The organism is Clostridioides sp. ZZV15-6598 (assembly GCF_020657705.1).
GTDB classification, from domain to species: Bacteria; Bacillota; Clostridia; order Peptostreptococcales; family Peptostreptococcaceae; genus Clostridioides; species Clostridioides difficile_F.
Genome location: NZ_JAGWCS010000242.1, coordinates 1 through 2511, shown reverse-complemented (window position 1 = coordinate 2511; position 2511 = coordinate 1). Strand labels below are relative to the sequence as shown.

Below are 2511 nucleotides of genomic sequence, written 5' to 3'. Positions count from 1 at the left end.
AACTATTTATAGTATTATCTTTGCTTACTATAGTATTCTTAAACCCTGTAATATAGTTAACATACTCTTGAAATGTTTGCAGGAGAGCCGATAGCAGTTGCAATTAACTCTTTTCCACTATCGGCACTTTGAAAAGCCAAATCTGCTCTATCTATACATTCTTTCAATGCTCCTTCTACATTTTCACTTGTAAATTTATTTTCTGTATCTTCTATAGTTACATTCTTTGCTTCTAATACAAGATTTCTAACTTTATTAACTAACTCTTTAAAAGTCATTTAAACACCTCTCTCTTAATTTATGGTTTTATTGTACCTAATTTTAAAACCATAAACGTCTTCAAAATATAGATGAAGTGTTGGCAAAATGTAAATAAATTTATATACTTTTAGAAATAGAAAAGAACCTTCTACAATGTCAGTTCTGTTCTTTCTAACATACTTAATTATTCTTCTAATGCTTGTAATCTCTTTTTTTCGTCTGTCAAACGATTGTTATATCTTTGATCACAGGCTATTTTGTAACTGGATTTATAGACTCTATATACTTTTTACTATAGTCTATACTACCAAACTCAACATCTAAGTAATGTAATTCTTTTATTTCAACATGTGGCAATATATCTCCAGTTACTTCTCCTGTTTAAAATGTTATATCTCCGTTTTGATTAAAAATCATTCTATTATTTCTATCCATATTATCACCTCATTTTTTATTCTATAGCGGTCCAATTAAATGTTGTTCCAGGAATAGCACTCATTTCTGCGGTTGAACCATTACCTGAAAGATTTTTGAGAGACAAAATAAAACTACTCCTACTAATTTCTTCAACAGTTGCAAGAACAATACCACTAAAATTTTCATCATTACCTTTTAATATAGTAGGATTTGTTTTAACAAGACTTGTAAAAAATTTCAGACTACATCTCCAAGCTGAAGCATATGTAAAACTAAATTCAATTCCACAAGTAACAAAAATTATTGTTGGAGTAAAAGATAAATTCATTGGAATAGTTGTACTACCGCTTGTAATTTTAGTCTGGTCGAAGGTTCCTTTTGCCCATCTTTTTCTTTGTCCTAATTGAGTATTTAATTGTGTTATAGTGTTATTAGCTCGTGTTAATTGATTTGTTAAATCCTGTACACTAGCATCTGAACTATCAAAAGATTTCTTTATCTTTTCTGATAGTTCTACTAAGGGAGTCTTTAAACTTGATTCAATATTCTTTAGTGCTAATACATTTATAATAGCAGTCTTGCCATTTACTAATCCTTCTTTTATTTCACTCATTTTACTTACTATATCTCGTATACTTGCGTCATCGCCTAAAGGCATTATATTCTTACTTACGCTTAATACTTTTTCTGCTGTGGTATTAGAACTATCTGTAACGACTATTTTAAGCGTGTGTAGTGCATTATCTTCTAATGTATAGTTGATTGTTTTCTCTGTTGTTAAATCAGTTGTAATAGTTCCTTTTAATATATCATCTATAAAACATTCTATCTTTGTTAGCAATGTAGGGTCTGTGTGGTCAGCTTTGAATGTTGCTTGTGTGGAATTATAAGAGTATATAGTTAAAAGTGGTAATGCTTGGATTAATGTTATCCTAGCATAGCCATTAGACATGGATGTATTACCTCCAATACTCATGGTAGTATTTTCAAAATAATACTCAGATGTTGGTGTATACCCTTTTGGTTTATAACTGTCTTTAGTTAAGATATATCCGCTACCACCAGAAGCGGATATATAAGCAGAGCTACGACCACCTGCGCCACCATACCATCCTCCTCCTCCTCCAAAAAGACAGTTTGAATAATTAGAGCCACCGCCTAATCCAAATGAACCATCATATTCAGAAGAAGAACCCCTGCCACCATCATATTGAGTAGCTCCTGGTGTATATTCACCACCAGAACCACCACCATTACCTCCTTTTAGATCACCACCAGAACTATCTTTTTCACTTTTATTATAAGCAGCATTAGCACCAGCACCACCTGCTACAATAATACGAGAAAATAGCCCTTGTTCATTATCCCAAGAACCACCAACCAGCCTTATATCAGTAGCACCACCACCACAAGAATAACCTCCAGAACCACCGCCATTAAATAAACGAGATTGACTATTAACAGATTCTCCACTTCTACCTACATAAACATATAATAAAGTATCTTTTTTTAATGTAATTTCCCCAGCAGAGTAACCACCTTTTGGCTTATATGTTGGTGTAAAGTCCTCTCTTGATGTATAACCACCACTAGCGCCATAGCACTGAATTCTATATTTACCAGGTTTTAATGTAACGCTTTGTTCACTTCCTGTATAATTAAATTCATAAACTGTTGCCATTTAATCCACCTCTTTCTTAATTTATGGTTTTATTGTACCTAATTTTAAAACCATAAATGTCTGCAAAGTGTAGGAGAAGTGTAGGCAAAATGTAAATGAATTTATATATTTTTAGAAATAAAAAAGAACCTCTCTTAAACTGTTGGTTCTAC

Annotated in this window: 2 protein-coding genes; both read right to left on the bottom strand. The window is 32.1% G+C overall.

Features of this window, described 5'->3' with window-relative positions; translation table 11 throughout:
- Positions 1-56: 56 nt before the first annotated feature.
- Complete coding sequence (locus KGF50_RS21135) at positions 57-278, bottom strand: hypothetical protein (RefSeq protein ID WP_227849883.1); 222 nt, start codon at positions 276-278, stop codon at positions 57-59.
- 434 nt (positions 279-712) lie between these two features.
- On the bottom strand, positions 713-2359 hold the full coding sequence (locus KGF50_RS21125) for a glycine rich domain-containing protein (protein WP_227849882.1): 1647 nt from the start codon (positions 2357-2359) through the stop codon (positions 713-715).
- Positions 2360-2511: the final 152 nt, after the last annotated feature.